The 15,612-nt window shown below is 65.8% G+C and carries 14 protein-coding genes; 7 read left to right on the top strand and 7 right to left on the bottom strand.

All coding sequences use genetic code 11. The features are described from left to right. Nucleotides 1–46: 46 nt before the first annotated feature. Nucleotides 47–889 carry an NAD(P)H-binding protein gene (locus L2Y97_RS20540; protein ID WP_247430393.1) on the top strand — a complete coding sequence of 281 codons (843 nt, stop codon included), beginning with the start codon at nt 47–49 and terminating at the stop codon, nt 887–889. A 56-nt stretch (nt 890–945) separates the two neighbouring features. Further along, nucleotides 946–2,628, top strand: a complete 1,683-nt coding sequence (locus L2Y97_RS20535) for an AMP-binding protein (RefSeq protein ID WP_247430390.1) — start codon at nt 946–948, stop codon at nt 2,626–2,628. Nucleotides 2,629–2,645: 17 nt separating this feature from the next. Here L2Y97_RS20535 and L2Y97_RS20530 read toward each other — a convergent pair whose 3' ends face one another. Further along, nucleotides 2,646–3,851 (bottom strand): MFS transporter, encoded by a 1,206-nt coding sequence (locus tag L2Y97_RS20530; protein ID WP_247430388.1) that lies wholly within the window; start codon nt 3,849–3,851, stop codon nt 2,646–2,648. A gap of 96 nt (nt 3,852–3,947) precedes the next feature. Here L2Y97_RS20530 and L2Y97_RS20525 point away from each other — a divergent pair, with 96 nt between their 5' ends. Further along, on the top strand, nt 3,948–4,715 hold the full coding sequence (locus tag L2Y97_RS20525) for an AraC family transcriptional regulator (protein ID WP_247430385.1): 768 nt from the start codon (nt 3,948–3,950) through the stop codon (nt 4,713–4,715). Here L2Y97_RS20525 and L2Y97_RS20520 read toward each other — a convergent pair. Next, nucleotides 4,700–5,212, bottom strand: coding sequence for a gluconokinase (locus L2Y97_RS20520; RefSeq protein ID WP_247430382.1), 513 nt, complete (start codon nt 5,210–5,212; stop codon nt 4,700–4,702). The two genes, L2Y97_RS20525 and L2Y97_RS20520, sit on opposite strands and share 16 nt — an antisense overlap. An 88-nt stretch (nt 5,213–5,300) precedes the next feature. Here L2Y97_RS20520 and ltaE point away from each other — a divergent pair, with 88 nt between their 5' ends. Then, on the top strand, nt 5,301–6,314 hold the full coding sequence (ltaE, locus tag L2Y97_RS20515; protein ID WP_247430379.1) for a low-specificity L-threonine aldolase: 1,014 nt from the start codon (nt 5,301–5,303) through the stop codon (nt 6,312–6,314). On the opposite strand, the gene L2Y97_RS20510 is transcribed toward ltaE, so the two are convergent. The 4 genes from L2Y97_RS20510 to L2Y97_RS20495 form a co-directional block, all read right to left on the bottom strand. Continuing rightward, a complete protein-coding gene (locus tag L2Y97_RS20510) occupies nt 6,308–7,078 on the bottom strand; it encodes an N-acetylmuramoyl-L-alanine amidase (RefSeq protein ID WP_247430377.1) in 771 nt (256 codons plus the stop codon). The two genes, ltaE and L2Y97_RS20510, sit on opposite strands and share 7 nt — an antisense overlap. Next, on the bottom strand, nt 7,075–7,527 hold the full coding sequence (locus tag L2Y97_RS20505) for a hypothetical protein (RefSeq protein WP_247430374.1): 453 nt from the start codon (nt 7,525–7,527) through the stop codon (nt 7,075–7,077). Before L2Y97_RS20505 ends, L2Y97_RS20510 begins: the two co-directional genes overlap by 4 nt. A 92-nt stretch (nt 7,528–7,619) precedes the next feature. Beyond that, complete coding sequence (gene zapE / locus L2Y97_RS20500; protein ID WP_247430371.1) at nt 7,620–8,738, bottom strand: cell division protein ZapE; 1,119 nt, start codon at nt 8,736–8,738, stop codon at nt 7,620–7,622. Beyond that, complete coding sequence (locus tag L2Y97_RS20495; protein ID WP_247430368.1) at nt 8,735–9,436, bottom strand: alpha/beta hydrolase; 702 nt, start codon at nt 9,434–9,436, stop codon at nt 8,735–8,737. Before L2Y97_RS20495 ends, zapE begins: the two co-directional genes overlap by 4 nt. Nucleotides 9,437–9,484: 48 nt before the next feature. Here L2Y97_RS20495 and L2Y97_RS20490 point away from each other — a divergent pair, with 48 nt between their 5' ends. Next, entirely contained in the window at nt 9,485–10,069 is a 585-nt protein-coding gene (locus L2Y97_RS20490) for an acyl carrier protein phosphodiesterase (protein ID WP_247430365.1), read from the top strand. A gap of 65 nt (nt 10,070–10,134) precedes the next feature. Here the strand turns inward: L2Y97_RS20490 and L2Y97_RS20485 are convergent, their stop codons facing one another. Continuing rightward, entirely contained in the window at nt 10,135–10,668 is a 534-nt protein-coding gene (locus L2Y97_RS20485) for a c-type cytochrome (protein WP_247430363.1), read from the bottom strand. 343 nt (nt 10,669–11,011) lie between these two features. On the opposite strand from L2Y97_RS20485, the gene L2Y97_RS20480 reads away from it, so the two are divergent. After that, the gene (locus L2Y97_RS20480; protein ID WP_247430360.1) at nt 11,012–12,265 is read left to right on the top strand and encodes an efflux RND transporter periplasmic adaptor subunit; all 1,254 of its coding nucleotides are present in this window, start codon (nt 11,012–11,014) and stop codon (nt 12,263–12,265) included. A gap of 76 nt (nt 12,266–12,341) precedes the next feature. Beyond that, nucleotides 12,342–15,584 (top strand): efflux RND transporter permease subunit, encoded by a 3,243-nt coding sequence (locus L2Y97_RS20475; RefSeq protein WP_247430357.1) that lies wholly within the window; start codon nt 12,342–12,344, stop codon nt 15,582–15,584. The last annotated feature ends 28 nt before the right edge of the window (nt 15,585–15,612 follow it).

Here is a 15,612-nt window from a genome sequence, read left to right as displayed (position 1 = left end):
GCCAGGCCTACGCTTTGCGCCGTCCCCACTGCTGACGGAGCAAACCATGTACGCCATTACCGGTATCACCGGCCAGGTCGGGGCCTCGCTAGCCGAGGCCCTGCATGCCGACGGAACGCCGTTCCGCGCGGTTGTGCGCGACGCGGCCAAGGCCAGCCGCTTCGCGCATGCGGCCATCGCGGCACTCGATGACACGCCGGCGCTGACCCGCGCCTTCGAGGGCGCCGAGGCGGTCTTCATCCTTTTGCCGCCGCTGTTCGATCCCTCGCCCGGCTTTCCCGAATCGAACCGCACGATCGCCTCGATCCGCGACGCCCTGCTCGCGGCGCGCCCCGACCGTGTCGTCGTGCTCTCCACGATCGGCGCGGGTGCCGTGCATGAGAACCTGCTATCCCAGCTGGGCCGGATGGAGCAGGTGCTTGGCGCGTTGCCCATGCCCGTGGCGTTCCTGCGCGCCGCCTGGTTCATGGAAAACACGCAGTGGGATGTGGCCCAGGCCCGCGACACCGGCGTGATCGACAGCTACCTGCAGCCACTCGACCGGCGCATCGCCATGGTGGCTACCCGCGACATCGGCCACCAGGCGGCGCGCCTGCTGGGTGAGCGTTGGGAAGGGGTACGGGTCGTGGAACTGGAAGGCCCGGTCCGGGTCAGCCCCGACGATATCGCGGCGGCGCTGGCCCGCGCGCTGGAGCGTGATGTGGTCGCCCGCGGTGTACCGCGAGAGTCATGGGAAGGTCGGTTCCGCGCGCAGGGCATGGCGAATCCCGTACCGCGCATGCGGATGATCGATGGGTTCAATGAGGGATGGATCGATTTCGGGCCGGAGGCGATCAAGGGAGAGACATCGCTGGAGCAGGTCATTGGCACGCTGGTATCCCGAGGCTAGCGGGCCATCGCGCGCGATTGGCCTATCCTCAGGGCATCACGGCCCCAGGATGTTCCATGGAAAACAGCGCCCCCAGTTACGTCAACGGCGCCAGCGCCACGCCACTGCTCGGCGAAACGGTGGGCGCATTGCTCGACCGCGTGGCGGCGACCTGGCCGGAACGGCCCGCGTTGGTCGTACGCCAGCAAAATATCCGCTGGAGTTACCGCGAGTTCCATGCCGAGGTGGAGCGCGTTGCCGCGGGACTGCTGGCGCTGGGCCTGGCGCCGGGCGACCGCGTGGGCATCTGGGCACCCAACCGCGCGGAATGGGTGGTGGCCCAGTTCGCCGCGCCGAAAGCCGGGCTGATCCTGGTCAACATCAACCCGGCGTACCGCTCGCACGAACTGGCGTATTCACTGAACAAGGTCGGCTGCCGCGCCTTGATCCTGCCGCGCGCGTTCAAGACTTCGCGCTACCTCGACATCCTGCAGGGCCTTGCCCCCGAACTGCCGGGCTCTGCGCCCGGCGGTTTACGCGCGGCAGCGCTGCCCGATCTGCGCCACGTCATCCTTCTTGACGATGCGCCTGCCCCCGGTACGTTTCGTTGGGCGGACATTGCCGCGGATGCGAGTGCGAGGGCGCTGCTCGCCGCGGTCGAAGCCGAACTCTCGTTCGACGACCCGGTGAACATCCAGTTCACCTCCGGCACGACCGGCGCACCCAAGGGCGCCACGCTCACCCACCACAACATCGTGAACAACGGCTTCTTCATCGGCGAGGCGATGCACCTCACCGCAGAAGACCGGTTATGTATCCCCGTGCCGTTCTATCACTGCTTCGGCATGGTGCTGGGCAACCTGGCCTGCGTGACGCATGGCGCATGCATGGTGATCCCCGGCGAAGGCTTCGACGCGCTCGCCACCCTGGAAACCGTGGCCGAGGAGCGCTGTACGGGATTGCACGGCGTGCCCACCATGTTCATCGCCGAGCTGGAGCATCCGCGCTTCCGCGAATTCGACCTCAGCAGCCTGCGCACCGGGATCATGGCGGGCTCGCCGTGCCCCATCGAAGTGATGCGGCGCGTGGTGCGTGACATGCACATGGGGGAAGTGACCATCGCCTACGGCATGACCGAGACCAGCCCGGTGAGTTTCCAGACCGTGGCGGATGATCCGTTGGATCGTCGTGTGTCGACCGTGGGCCGCATCCACCCGCACGTGGAAGTGAAGATCGTCGATGACAACGGGCGTGTCGTTCCGCGTGGCCATACGGGCGAACTGCTTACGCGCGGCTATTCGGTCATGCGTGGCTACTGGAATGACGAAGCCAACACGCGCATGGCCCTCGACGATGCGCGCTGGATGCATACCGGCGACCTTGCCGTCATCGACGATGAAGGCTACTGCACCATCGTCGGCCGGCTGAAGGACATGATCATCCGTGGCGGCGAGAACATCTACCCGCGCGAGATCGAGGAATTCCTGTATGGCCACCCCGATATCCAGGATGTGCAGGTATTCGGCGTGCCGGATGAAAAGTTCGGCGAACAGGTGTGCGCATGGGTCCGCCTGCGCGATGGTGCCGCGGTCTCGGAGGCGGCCATCCAGGACTACTGCAGGCGGCACCTTGCTTACTTCAAGGTGCCGCACTATGTGCGTTTCGTGGATAGCTTCCCGATGACGGTGACGGGCAAGGTGCAGAAGTACCTTATGCGCCAGGCTATGGAGGCCGAGCTGGCTGGAGCCGCACAGGCCTGAACCGTGGCGCGACCACGCTACTTTTTGGGGTTAGGCAAAAACGCCGCCAGCAGGCCGATCAGCGGCAGGAACGCGCAGAGCTGGTACACCGCCTCGATACCGTAGTGGTCGGCCAGCTCCCCCAGCACCGCGGCGCCAATGCCGCCCATGCCGAACGAGAAGCCAAAGAACAAGCCGGAGATCATGCCAACCTTGCCGGGCACGAGTTCCTGCGCGAACACTACGATGGCGGGGAAGGCGGAGGCCAGGATGAGGCCGATCGCGATGGTGAGCGGTGCCGTCCAGAACAGGCTGGCATGCGGTAGCAGCAACGTGAACGGCAAGGTGCCCAGGATGGAAAACCAGATAACGCGCTTGCGGCCGATGCGGTCGCCGACAGGGCCGCCAAGAATCGTTCCCACCGCAACCGCGCCAAGGAACACGAACAGGTGCAGCTGCGCGGTTTCCACCGACACGCTGAACTTGTGGATCAGGTAGAAGGTGAAATAGCTGGTCAGGCTGGACAGGTACACGTACTTGGAGAAGATGAGCGCGAGCAGCACGAGGATGCCGCGCGTGGCATCGCGTGCCGGTGGCGCACTGTGCGCATGGGCTGCATGCGACGCCTTCAACCGCGGCAAGCCGTGGTGGCGATACCACTGGCTCACGTTCCACAGGATGGCGCACGACAACAGCGCGAGCAGGGCGAAGAAGCCCAGGCTCGACTGACCCCAGCGCACGACGACGACCGCGGCGGCCAGCGGACCAAGCGCTTGCCCGGCATTGCCGCCCACCTGGAACAGCGATTGCGCGAGACCATGCTTGCCACCCGATGCCATGCGCGCCACGCGTGACGATTCCGGGTGGAACACGGAGGAACCCATGCCGAGCAAGGCGGCGCCGCCGAGCAGTACGGGGTACGCGTGTGCCTGCGAGAGCACCAGCAAGCCGGCGAGTGAGAACAACGTCCCGCCGGGCAGTGCCAGCGGCGTGGGGCGGCGATCGGCATACAGGCCGATCAGCGGCTGCAGGATGGACGCGGTGATCTGGTAGGTCAGCGTGATCAGGCCGATCTGGCCGAAATCGAGCTGGAAATCGCTCTTCAGGCCGGGATAGATGGCCGGGAGCAGCGACTGCATCATGTCGTTCAGCAGGTGGCAGAAGCTGATCGCAAAAATCACACCGTAAACGGTGGGGGCGGCAGGGGTGTTCGCCTGCACCGCCGTGTTGGCCGGGGCTTGCATCGTGCGGTCCTGGGGTGGGGGACGCTATGAAACCACGCCGCGGGGCTGTCCCGCGCTAGAATGTGGGTCACAAGCCTTTGAGTTTGGGACAATCGCATGCCGCCCAGTGATGCCACTGTTTTCGAGGCCACGCCACGCCCGGTCGTCTCACGTGGCAACACCTACCCCGCCTCGTTCGAGCTACCGACCCACCAGCACCGGCGCGGGCAACTGCTGTATGCCTCGGAAGGCACCGTGGCCGTCACCACGCCATTCGGCGCGTGGATCGCCCCGCCCGAGCGCGCGGTGTGGATTCCATCAGCCACCCCGCACGCGGTGCGCATGATCGGTGCGGTGAACACGCGGAGTGTGTACATCGAACCGGAGGTCACGGGGGCCGCGGGCGAGGCATGCCGCGTCATCGCCGTCTCCCCGCTGCTACGCGCCTTGCTGGTCGAAGCCGTTCACGTGCCGCGCGAATACGACACGGCCGGCCGCGATGGCCTGCTGATGGCCTTGCTCGTCGAAGAGATCGGCCGCGCGCCGCGCGTGCCGCTGGACTTGCCATTGCCCAGCCAGCCGGAATTGGCCGCACTATGCGCCCGGTTCCTCGAACACCCCAACGTGGCCGAGGGCATCGATGCCTGGGCGGCCCGGCTCGGGATGCACCGGCGAAGCTTCACCCGGCTGTTCCGCCAGGAAACCGGGATGAGCTTCGCGCAATGGCGGCAACAGGCTTGCCTGCTCGCCGCGCTGCCCCGGCTGGCCGCGCACGAGGCCGTGACCGAGGTGGCGCTCGACCTCGGCTATGAGAGCGCCACCAGTTTTTCCACGATGTTCCGCCGCGCACTGGGCAAGCCGCCTTCGGATTACCGGGCGGCCTGACGCGCCTCCGCGCAACCGGCCCGGATCACCTTCTCCACGATGCGCGCCGGTGGGTCGGTGATCTCGACCCAGGCGGCTTCGGTTCGCGAGGGCTCTTCCAGCGTGGCCAGCTGGCTATCGAGCAGCGCAGGGTTGAAGAAATGGCCCGTGCGCTCACGCAGCCGTTCCTCCAGCAGTTCGCGCGTGCCGTGCAGGTAGACGAATCGAACATCGCGCTCGCCGCCCCGCAGGAAATCGCGATAACGGTGTTTCAGCGCCGAGCAGGCGATCACCAGTGACTGGTGGCGCTCGCGGTGCTGGTTCATGGCCGCAACGATGGCTTCAAGCCATGGCTGCCGGTCCGCGTCGTTCAGTGCGATACCCTGCGCCATCTTTTCCCGGTTGGCCTCGGGGTGCAGGCTGTCGCCATCGATAAAGGGCAGGCCCAGGTGCGCCGCGAGGTCGCTCCCTACGGTGCTCTTGCCACTGCCGGATACGCCCATGACGATCGTGATCATGTGGCCAAGCATGGCGTGACGTGGGCTACGGAATCGTGAACGGGCTGGCGTACCATGCGTGGCTGGCCCCTAGGCGACACGGCACCCCATGCGAACGATCGACCTGCGCAGCGACACAGTGACCCAGCCCACCGATGCCATGCGCGAAGCGATGCTGCGCGCCCCCGTCGGTGATGACGTGTACGGCGAAGATCCCACCGTAAACGCCTTGCAGGACCGCCTGGCCGCGGATCTCGGCTTCGCCGCGGCCCTGTTCGTGCCCACGGGCACGCAGAGCAACCTGCTCGCGCTGATGAGCCATTGCGAGCGCGGCGACGAATACATCGTCGGTGCCGATGCGCACACCTATCGTTTCGAAGGCGGCGGCGCGGCCGTGCTCGGCTCGATCCAGCCGCAACCCATTCCGCAGGCCGCCGATGGCACCTTGCCGCTGGATAAGGTCGAAGCGGCGATCAAGCCGGTGGACCCGCACTTCGCGCGTTCAAAGCTGTTGGCGCTCGAAAACACCTGGCACGGCCGCGCGTTGCCGTTCGAGTACCTCGCGGCGGCGCGTGACCTGGCGACGCGGCGTGGGCTGGGCTTCCACCTCGACGGCGCGCGCCTTTACAACGCCGCCATCGCCTACGGCCGCGCGCCGCGTGATGTGACGTCGGGCTTCGACAGCGTTTCCGTGTGCCTGTCGAAGGGATTGGGCGCGCCGGTCGGCTCGGTACTGCTGGGTGATGTGAAGCTGATTGATCGCGCACGGCGCTGGCGCAAGGTGACAGGCGGGGGCTGGCGCCAGGCCGGCATGCTGGCGGCGGCCGCCATGCACGCCCTCGACCACCACGTGGAGCGGCTCGCCGATGATCATGCCCGCGCGAAGCGCCTGGCCGATGCCCTGGGTGCCATCGATGGCCTGACCCTGCAGGGCTGCCATACCAACATGGTGTTCGTGGATGTCCCCGCCGCGCGCCTGCAGGACCTGGCAAAGCACACCGCCGCCAGGGGCATTCGCCTGAGCATCGGTTACCTGCCGTCGATCCGCCTGGTGACGCATCTGGATATCGATGACGAGGGTGTCGAGCGAACGATCGACGCGTTCCGTACCTTCGATTACTGACGCGGCGCCATCAGTTTGCGCTGCAGCGAGTAAAGGATGGCGGCATCCGTGCTGTCGAGCGCATCGGTTTCCATCGCCCGGTAGTGGCGGTGGAACGCGATGATGGCATCGCGCGGGCTGGATACGTCATAGCCCACGAGGCGCATGGCCGCGAGGCTATCGAAGCCCGGCGGCGCAGGTGTCAGTGGCGCATCGAACCACAGCCCGAAGCCATAGCTGGCCAGCGTTGCCCACGGGAACTGCACGCTGGGGTCATCCTTGCGGCCCGGCGCGATATCGCCGTGGCCCACGATCGCGGTGCGCGGGATGCCCTGGCGCGTGGTGATATCGGCGAGCAGGCGGATCAGTGCATCGATCTGCGCTTGCGTGAAGGGTGAGTGCCCATCGTTGTCGATCTCGATACCGATGGACGATGAGTTGAGATCCGTCATGCCGGCCCAGCGCGATGCGCCGGCCTGCCATGCACGATCGCCCTCGTCCACGAGCTGGTCGATACGGCCATCCATTTCCACCAGGTAGTGCGCACTGACCGGCCCCTGGCTGTTTCGCGTCTTCAGCACGCGCAGCGACGCCTCGGTATCGCCGATCGAGGTGTGGTGCAGCACGATGAGTTGCGCCTTGCGGGCGTTGAAGTTGGGCGAAGGTGACCAGTGGGCGAGCGGGCTGCGCTGCGGCGCCACGCCCGGACCACTGGCGCAGCCTGCCAGCAGCGCCGCGAAGACGATGGCCGCCATGAGCTGGAACCCAGGGCGGCGTGTGCTCACTTGTTGTCCTCGACCTTGAAATCGCGGCTGGTGATGACCCACGCGATCTTGTCGCCACCCGGCTCGCCGATGTCGTCGCCGGTGGCGACCACGATCTGCAGATCGACGCAGTCGCGACCCTCGCTGAGCCACTCGGTGAGATCATCGACGGCGATGCCGCAGTTGTTGAGCCCGGCCTTGAGCGTGCGTATGTCGGTGTGCTTCAGCTCGACACCATCGTAGGCGAGCGCCCCACCCAGCACTTCGATATCGCAAAGCTTGTTGTCGAGGTAGCGCAGGCGAAGCCAGTCCTCGCGCTCGACCTCGTATTCGTCTTCGTCATCCCACATGCCTTCCTGGGGCTTGGGCTTGCCGAGCACCTTGCGCACCGCGCTGCGCTCCAGGCCGAAGAAGATGTCGTGTTCGCCGTGGCGAATGCCTTTACCGGGGACTAGTTCGCAATGTTTCATGGGCGTTTCTCGTTTGAAGTGGCGCGGCATTTCCGCCCGGAAAGCATCGTTCTCGTGACATGTTCGCGAAAGACGGTCGCGCTCACGTCAACTTATGGGTTGTGCTCGCGTCCCAGGTAGTCCTCGCTCTGCATCTCGATCAGACGCGATTCGGTCCGGCCGAATTCGGCGCGGACACGCCTGCCATCGTAGAGCTCCGTAATCGGCGCGGCGGCCGATAACGCCAACTTTACGTGGCGATCATAGAACTCGTCTACCAGCAGGACGAAACGCTTGGCCTCGTTTTCGGTGAAATCGTTGAACTGCGGGACGCCGGAGATGATCACGGTGGGGTAGCTTCGCGCCAGCTCAATGTAATCCGGCACGGCGCGCGGGCCTTCGCACAGCGCAGCAAAATCGAACCAGATCACGTTCGTGGCACGCCGGCGCACCGGAATCTCGCGGCCATTCACGTTGAGTGTGCCGCCATCCTCCGTATCGCCCTGCGCTTGCGTCGTGAAGATCTTCGCAAGCGAGCGCTCGGCCTCCGGGCCCGGGGGCACGAGGTATACCGAGGCCTGGCTAAGCGTACGTAGCCGCCAGTCGCGGGGCGATGCGATTTCGTGCACCACGCAATGCCTTTCCAGTGCGGCGATGGCGGGCAGGAACCGCGCACGCTGCAAGCCGTCCTTGTAAAGGTTCGCCGGTACGGTGTTCGAGGTGGTGACCAGCGTGACGCCGCGCGAGAAGAGCCCATCGAGCAGTCCGGCCAGGATCATGGCATCGCCGATGTCCGTGACCATGAATTCATCCAGGCACAGCACGCGGTGTTTTGCGGCGATGCGCGCCGCGACTTCGTCCAGCGGGTTCTGCCGCTCACCGAGTTCGCGCAAGGTGGCGTGCGTCTCCTGCATGAAACGATGGAAATGCCGACGCAGCGCGAGGCCCGGCGACAGGCTCGATACGAACAGATCCATGAGGAAGGTCTTGCCGCGGCCGACGCTGCCCCAGAGGTAAAGACCTTTGACGGCGTCGCGGGACGCATCGCCGCCAAGCATCGACTTCAGGCGGCCAAACAGCCCGCTGCCTTGCGGGTCGGCGGGCTTGCACAATTCACGATGCAGCCGGTCGAACTCGGCGACCACCGCCAGCTGGGCGGGATCGGATTCCCAGCGGTGGCCCGTGATGCCATCCCGGTAGCGCTCGCCGGGCGTCAGTTCCGTGCAGCTCATGCGCCGACGGGCGCCGGGACGGGCGGCCAGTCCTTCACCGCGTGCTTGATCACGCCGCGCAGGTCCATGAGGCGGCGGTGGAAGAAGTGGCTGGTCTCTTCCATCTTCACCAGCTCAGGCCGCTTGTCTTCCGGAAGGCTATCCACCCAGTCATAGACGGCCTGGGGTTCGACGATCTCGTCGGCGTCGCCCATCACCACCAGCCAGGGGCAGGCGGGCAGCTCGATCGGAGCGAAATCCCAGCCACGGCCGGCGGCGGGTGGGGCGATGCTGATAAGGCCGTCGGCGCCGAGCGCCACGGCATTGCGCAAGGTCACGTAGCTGCCGAACGAGAAGCCGGCGAGCCAGAGTTTTGCCCCGGGGCGTACCTTGCGAGCCCACGCCACCACGGCGGCGAGATCATCGCTTTCACCGTGCCCGCTGTCGAAGGCGCCTTCGGAGCGGCCTACGCTGCGGAAGTTGAAGATCACCGTATCCACGCCAGACTCGCGCAGCGAGCGCTCGATCATGGTCACGACCTTGTTGTGCATGCTGCCGCCATCGGTCGACAGCGGGTGGCATATCACCGCCACGGCATGCCTGTGGCCTTCGGTCGCGGGCTTGGCCTCGCATTCGAGCTTGCCTGCGGGGCCAGCCAGCGCGAAGCTCAGCGTTTCGTCCGGGAAAGTCTCCGGCGCTGTAGGTAGAAGATCAGTCATGCCCGCCATGATACCCGCTGGCTGCGCGACCCGCGCCCGAGTCCCCGCGTGAACGTGCTTGCCCATGCCTTGCTGGCCGGCGCTGACGCGGGGTTGCGCCTGGGCGGCGTCATGGGCGATTTCGTCCGCGGTACACCCGACGCCTCACTGCCCGCGCGGGTGCGCGACGGGATTTACCTGCACCGGGCGATCGACGGCTATACGGATACCCATCCCGATGTAAGGGCGGCACGCGAGCTGTTCCCGCCACCGTACCGACGGTACGCGGGCATCTTCCTGGACGTGTGGTTCGACCACTGCCTGGCCCGGGACTTTGCCCGGTACAGCGATACGCCCCTTGCCGGGTTTTCCGCCGGCCTCCGACAGGAGATGCACGCGGCTGGACCGATCCTGCCCGACGGGCTGAAGCGGTTCCTTTCCTATATGGACGCCAATGACTTGCCGGCGGGCTATGCCCAGGTCGACCGCGTCGCTGCCGCGTTGGGCGGCCTGTCGCGGCGGTTGTCACGGGCCAACCCGGTGGGGGAATCGGTCCCGCTGCTGCTGGCGCACGACGCCGCGCTGCGCGAGATATTCGGGCGCTTTTTTCCGCAGCTTCAAGCGTTTGCGGGGGAGTGGGTGGCGGCTCGATAGCTATGCCACCGCGCCGCGTCACCGCTTTGTTGGCCCTTCGCGTGCGAGCACCCGCCTACATTTCCTTATTTGACCTGGTCGGTCATCCACTTCACGGTGTTGGTGACCTGTTCATCGGTCAGCGCCGGGTTACCGCCCTTGGGCGGCATGTGGTTGCCGTCGGGGCCGGTGTAGCCCTCAATCGCGTGCTTGATGAGGGTGGCGGTGCCTTCGGCGATACGGGCACTCCAGGCACCCTTGTCACCCAGCTTGGGCGCCCCCGCCACACCGGCCGTATGGCAGCTGTGGCAGAGGTTGTCGTAGATGGTCTTGCCATCGGTGCTGCCACCGTAGGCCACCTGGCTCGCGGCCAGCTTCGCGGCCGCCTCCTGGGCCGCCAGCATGGCGGCGCGGCCGGTATCGCCGGCGTAGACGGCGCCCACCGGGGCGATCCGGGCCTCCGTGCGCTTGGCCACGGCGGGGTCCTGCTCCTTCGGAATATGGGAGTAGATGGCGTAGGCGAGCACCATCAGGACAAGGGCGAGAACACTTAAGCCGGCTGTAAGCCACGAGAATTGACGGACGAAGTTCTGGTCGGACTTGCTCGGAGTACCACTCACGCATTGACTCCCATCGATGTTGGGTATGCCGTCCCCCTCCCCGGGCTCCGGCTTGCCTGCTGCCTTACAGCGATCGAACCGCCCGAGTATAACGGAACCTTCGCATTCGTCAGCGGTCAGCCCCACGGCTGCCTTCAGAGGGCCTCAAACGGTGCCGGACGCCATGGGTAGCATGCCGTCAGTCATGGTGTACCCCTGTCAACCGGCATTGTTCAATCTCGTTCCCGTACACCTATATTTGTCGCCGCCGAACGTTAACGTTTTCAGGGTATAAAGCCCGCGGCGCGTGGCGCGCCTGGTCGCAGGGCGGTGCCATCGACCGGATTCTCATTGGGAGCTTTACATGTCGCGTTTTTGGAAAATCGCGCTGGCGGTCATCGTCGTTGTGGTGATTGCCGTCGTCGTCGTCCTCCCCCGTATGCACAAGGGTGGTGCAAATGCGCAGGACGCATCGGCCCAGGCCAATGGCGAGGGGCAGGGCAAGGATCAGCCGCCGGTGCCGGTCACCGTGGTGCCTGTCGCCGCCCAGGACGTGCCGGTGTACCTGAGCGCTACCGGCACGGTGCAGGCGCGCAACCAGGTCACGGTGAGCCCCCAGGTGGGCGGCCAGCTCATGAAGCTGAACTTCACCGAGGGCCAGGAGGTGAAGCAGGGCGACGTGCTCGCGGAGATCGATCCGCGCACGATCCAGTCGCAGTACGACCAGGCGCTGGCCAAGCTCAAGCAGGACCAGGCCCTGGCGGCCACCGCGAAGAACAACCTCGAGCGTTCGCAGAACCTCGTGAGCAAGGGCGGCCAGCAGTACGTCTCCAAGCAGGACCTGGATAACCTGAAGAACACGCTGGACCAGTCCAACGCTACCGTCGTCGCCGACCAGGCCTCGATCCGCGCGGCACAGGTGCAGCTGGGCTTCACCAAGGTCATTGCCCCGATCACCGGCCTGGCCGGCATCCGCGGTGTCGACGTCGGCAACATCGTGACCACCTCCACGTCCATCGTGACGCTGACCGAGGTCCACCCGATCTATGTGACGTTCACCCTGCCGGAGAAGAACCTCGACATGGTGCGCACGGGCATCGCCGAGAACCCGGACTCGCCGCTCATCGTCGATGCGCTCGACCGCATCGATGCGCACGTGGTGACCAGCGGCCACCTCGAGGTCATCAACAACACCATCGATACCACCACGGGCACGTTCCGCCTGCGTGGCCTGTTCGAGAACCAGAAGACCGAGCTGTGGCCGGGCCAGTTCGTCAATGCGCGCCTGAAGGTCCGCACGGTGAAGAACGGCCTCGTGATCCCCGCCCAGGCCGTGCAGCGCGGCCCCGATGGCGATTACGTCTACCTGGTGCAGGGCGATAACACGGTCAAGATGGAATCGGTGCAGACCGCCTCGGAAGTGGGCGATAGCCACGTCATGATCACCGGCCTGAAGCTGGGTGACAAAGTGGTCACCGAAGGCCAGTTCCGCCTGAAGCCGGGCTCCAAGGTGCAGCCGCTGGCCCCGGGCCAGGTGCCGGCGGCGCCGACGGCTGAAGAACTGTCGAAGTCGAAGGACAAGAAGGCCCACCAGGGTGGCGGCCGCCGCGGCGGCTAACTTCGACACGTGCGGTACGTCCATGAGGGACGTACCGCCAACGGGCCCTTGCCGGCCCAGACACCAGGACTGAACCGTGGGTTTCTCGACACTCTTCATTCGCCGTCCCATCGCCACATCGCTCCTGATGGTGGCGGTGCTGTTGCTCGGCATCCTTGGCTACCGGCAGCTGCCGGTGTCGGCGCTGCCGGAAATCGACGCGCCAAGCCTCGTCGTGACCACCCAGTACCCCGGTGCCTCGGCCAGCACCATGGCCGCGCTCATCACCACCCCGCTGGAACGCAACTTCGGCCAGATCTCGGGCCTGAACATGATGAGCTCGGACTCGTCGGCGGGCCTGTCCACGATCATCCTGCAGTTCAACATGGATCGCGATATCGATATCGCGGCCCAGGATGTGCAGGCGGCGATCAACCAGGCGCGCGGCACGCTGCCGAACAACCTGCCGTATCCGCCGGTGTACAACCGCGTGAACCCGGCCGATGCGCCGATCATGACGCTGATGCTCACCTCCGACACGGTGCAGCTGCGCGACGTGAACAACTACGCGGATTCGATCATCGCGCAGAAGCTGGCCCAGGTGCAGGGCGTGGGCCTCGTGTCCATCGCCGGCAACGTGCGCCCGGCCGTGCGCATCCAGGTCAATCCGGCGCAGTTGGCCAACCTCGGCCTGACCATGGAAGACGTGCGCAGCTCGCTGACCCAGGCGAACGTGAACGCGCCCAAGGGCACGCTGAACGGCAAGACCCAGTCCTACAGCATCGGCACCAACGACCAGCTGGCCACGGCCGCCGATTACAAAGACACGATCATCAGCTACACCAACGATTCGCCGGTGCGCCTGAAGGATGTGGCCAACGTCGTCGATGGCGTGGAGAACGACCAGCTCGCGGCGTGGGCCAATGGCAAGCCGGCCGTGCTGCTCGATATCCGCCGCCAGCCGGGCGCGAACATCGTGCAGACGGTGCAGTCCATCCGCCAGACCATTCCCGACCTGCAGAAGGTGCTGCCGGCGGATGTGCACCTGAAGGTGTTCTCCGACCGCACCATCACGATCCGCGCCTCGGTCGAGGATGTGCAGTTCACCCTCATCCTCACCATCTGCCTCGTGGTGGCGGTGATCTTCGTCTTCCTGCGCCGCCTGTGGGCCACGGTGATTCCGTCCGTGGCGGTGCCGCTCTCGCTCATGGGCACGTTCGGTGTCATGGCGTTCGCGGGCATGTCGCTGGATAACCTTTCGCTCATGGCGCTGGCCGTGGCTACCGGCTTCGTGGTGGACGATGCGATCGTGATGATCGAGAACATCGTGCGCTACATCGAGCAGGGCCAGGACGCCAAGACGGCCGCCGAGGTGGGTGCGAAGGAAATTGGCTTCACGGTGCTGTCGCTGACCGTGTCGCTGATCGCCGTGTTCCTGCCGCTGCTGCTCATGCCCGGCGTCACCGGCCGCCTGTTCCACGAGTTCGCCTGGGTGCTCACCATCGCGGTGGCCATCTCGATGCTGGTGTCGCTGACGCTCACGCCCATGATGTGTGCGTACCTGCTCAAGGCAGATCAGCTGCCGGATGCGGACGATGCCCACGAGCACGCCACGGCCTCCGGCAAGCACACCGCGTGGTCGCGCATCGTGGAAGGCTACGGCAGCAGCCTTGACTGGGTGCTGGCGCATCGCCCGCTTACCATGGTCATCGCCGCACTCAGCGTGGCGCTCACCGTGGTGCTGTACGTCGTGATCCCCAAGGGCCTGCTGCCCGAGCAGGATACGGGCCTGATCACCGCCGTGGTCCAGGCCGACCAGAACGTTGCGTTCCCGCAGATGGAGCAGCGCACGAAGGCCGTGGCCGATGCCCTCGCCAAGGATCCCGCCGTCTCCGGCGTGGCCGCCTTCATCGGTGCCGGTTCGGTCAACCCCACGCTCAACCAGGGCCAGCTCTCGCTGGTGCTGAAGGACCGTGGCGACCGTGACAGCCTGGATGACGTGCTGCCCCGCCTGCAGAAGGCGGCCGCGCATATCGCCGGCGTCGCCTTGTACCTGAAACCCGTGCAGGACGTGACGCTCGATAGCCAGGTGTCGGCCACCGAGTACCAGTACTCGCTCTCCGATGTGAACTCCACCGAGCTCGCCGGTTACGCCCAGCAGATGACCTCGGCCTTGCGCAAGCGCAAGGAACTGGCGGATGTGGATAACAACCTGGCCGACCAGGGCACGGCGCTGAAGCTCACCATCGATCGCGACACGGCCAGCCGCCTCGGCGTGCCGGTGCAGACCATCGACGACACGCTGTACGACGCCTTCGGCCAGCGGCAGATCTCCACCATCTTCACCCAGCTCAACCAGTACCGCGTGGTGCTGGAAGTGTCGCCGGAGTTCCGCAACAGCGCCGATCTGCTTAACAAGCTGACGGTGAAGAGCAACGGCAACGGCGCGCTCACCGGTTCCAATGCCACCAGCTTCGGCCAGCTTGCCTCGAGCAACTCGGCGACGCCGGCCGGTATCGGTAACACCGGTAACGTTGGCTTCCAGGTCGGCGCGGGTGGCTCCATCCCCATCGCCTCGCTGGCCAGCGCCCAGGTCACCACCGCGCCGCTGGTGGTCAGCCACCTGCAACAGCTCCCGGCAGTGACGATCTCGTTCAACCTCGCGCAGGGCTATTCGCTCTCCGAGGCCGTGGCAGCCATCCATGAGGTGGAGCAGACGCTGAACTTCCCGCCGCAGGTGCGTGGCCAGTTCATCGGCAAGGCGGCGGAGTTCTCGTCGTCGGTGGGTGACGAAGTGCTCCTGCTGCTTGCCTCGATCATCGTGATCTACATCGTGCTGGGCGTGCTCTACGAGAGCTACATCCATCCGCTGACGATCATCTCGACCCTGCCGCCTGCTGGCGTGGGCGCCTTGCTCGCACTCTTGATGTGCGGCATGACCCTGTCGGTCGATGGCATCGTCGGTATCGTGCTGCTGATCGGTATCGTGAAGAAGAACGCGATCATGATGATCGACTTCGCGATCGAGGCGAAGCGCACCGGCATGAACGCCACTGATGCCATCCGTCGCGCCTGCCTGCTGCGCTTCCGCCCGATCATGATGACGACCGCCGCGGCGTTGCTCGGTGCCTTGCCGCTGGCCCTGGGCAATGGCATCGGTTCGGAACTGCGCAAGCCGCTGGGTGTATCGATCGTCGGCGGCCTGCTGCTCTCGCAGCTGGTCACCCTGTACACCACGCCGGTGATCTACCTGTACATGGAGCGTTTCTCCGATTGGCTGGCCGAGCGCAAGCGACAACGCGCCCTGGCACACCATGCCCAAGTGCGGCCTGCGGACTGATGCAGGCCGGGCCTGGACACCAAGGCTC

Origin of the sequence: Luteibacter aegosomatissinici (assembly GCF_023078495.1) — a bacterium.
Classification (GTDB): Bacteria; Pseudomonadota; Gammaproteobacteria; order Xanthomonadales; family Rhodanobacteraceae; genus Luteibacter; species Luteibacter aegosomatissinici.
The sequence above is the reverse complement of the archived record's forward strand: the minus strand, read 5'-3'. Positions and strand labels throughout refer to the sequence as shown.

Bases quoted from the DNA above. Each gene is read 5' to 3' on its own strand.
- L2Y97_RS20540 (WP_247430393.1), top strand. From the start codon at position 47: ATGTACGCCATTACCGGTATCACCGGCCAGGTCGGGGCCTCGCTAGCC.
- L2Y97_RS20535 (WP_247430390.1), top strand. From the start codon at position 946: ATGGAAAACAGCGCCCCCAGTTACGTCAACGGCGCCAGCGCCACGCCA.
- L2Y97_RS20530 (WP_247430388.1), bottom strand. From the start codon at position 3,851: ATGCAAGCCCCGGCCAACACGGCGGTGCAGGCGAACACCCCTGCCGCC.
- L2Y97_RS20525 (WP_247430385.1), top strand. From the start codon at position 3,948: ATGCCGCCCAGTGATGCCACTGTTTTCGAGGCCACGCCACGCCCGGTC.
- L2Y97_RS20520 (WP_247430382.1), bottom strand. From the start codon at position 5,212: ATGATCACGATCGTCATGGGCGTATCCGGCAGTGGCAAGAGCACCGTA.
- ltaE (WP_247430379.1), top strand. From the start codon at position 5,301: ATGCGAACGATCGACCTGCGCAGCGACACAGTGACCCAGCCCACCGAT.
- L2Y97_RS20505 (WP_247430374.1), bottom strand. From the start codon at position 7,527: ATGAAACATTGCGAACTAGTCCCCGGTAAAGGCATTCGCCACGGCGAA.
- zapE (WP_247430371.1), bottom strand. From the start codon at position 8,738: ATGAGCTGCACGGAACTGACGCCCGGCGAGCGCTACCGGGATGGCATC.
- L2Y97_RS20495 (WP_247430368.1), bottom strand. From the start codon at position 9,436: ATGACTGATCTTCTACCTACAGCGCCGGAGACTTTCCCGGACGAAACG.
- L2Y97_RS20480 (WP_247430360.1), top strand. From the start codon at position 11,012: ATGTCGCGTTTTTGGAAAATCGCGCTGGCGGTCATCGTCGTTGTGGTG.